This is a genomic window from Tissierella sp. (genome assembly GCF_052089545.1).
GTDB lineage: Bacteria > Bacillota > Clostridia > Tissierellales > Tissierellaceae > Tissierella_A.
Genome location: NZ_JBQDAA010000230.1, coordinates 2,793 through 3,496 on the forward strand (window position 1 = coordinate 2,793; position 704 = coordinate 3,496).

2 protein-coding genes are annotated in these 704 nt (G+C 28.0%); both read right to left on the reverse strand.

All coding sequences use genetic code 11. The features are described 5' to 3' along the window. Window positions 1-77: 77 nt before the first annotated feature. Window positions 78-305, reverse strand: a complete 228-nt coding sequence (locus ACTHW2_RS12055) for a helix-turn-helix domain-containing protein (RefSeq protein ID WP_442264161.1) — start codon at window positions 303-305, stop codon at window positions 78-80. A 78-nt stretch (window positions 306-383) separates the two neighbouring features. After that, a partial coding sequence (locus ACTHW2_RS12060; protein WP_442264162.1) for a plasmid mobilization protein occupies window positions 384-704 on the reverse strand: 321 nt, incomplete at its 5' end.

The window sequence follows — 704 nt, forward strand, 5'->3', positions numbered from 1 at the left end:
GTTCATCAGCTGTATCCCATAATCTTTTTTCTAAGTCTTTTATTGTTTTTGTGTCCAAATCTATTCCTCCTGGGTATTTAAATTTTCTTATCTATCTTATACTCCATAATGTCTTCTATTCCACAATCTAATACATAGCAAAGCTTTGCTAGTGTAGCTAAATCTACTCGCTTAACTTTATTATTACAATATGAATTAAGTTGAGTTCTCTGTAAATTAGCATCTTTTTCTAGTTTGTTTTTGCTTATGTTTTTATCTTCCAAGACTTGATTAATCTTGAAAACCACCTGTCCAAAATCTTCCATATCCCTGTCTCCTTCTGTAAATTCAATTACTAATATAATTATATCAGACTTTAAATCTTTTTACACCTGTAAGAAGTTTTAAATATATTTTCTCGCTAGGATATTCTGAATTTTTATTATTTCTCTTGATATATCATGATTTTCTTTTTTAAGATCTTCAATATCCTCCCTATAAATTATTCCTGTAGTATTTACTCTTTTAGCTATTTGATTAAGACTGCTAGAATTCTTCCCTATAAGTGTCTGTAGCCTTCTAAAGATATTCATATCAATTACAAATATAGGAGCTTCTAAAACACTTTTCCTTATAAAATGTCCCATTGTTTTTGATTTGGACAGCTCTAATTTTTTCTTGAAAATTTCTTTTTCTTCCTTGGTTAATTTAATTTCTATCCTTTC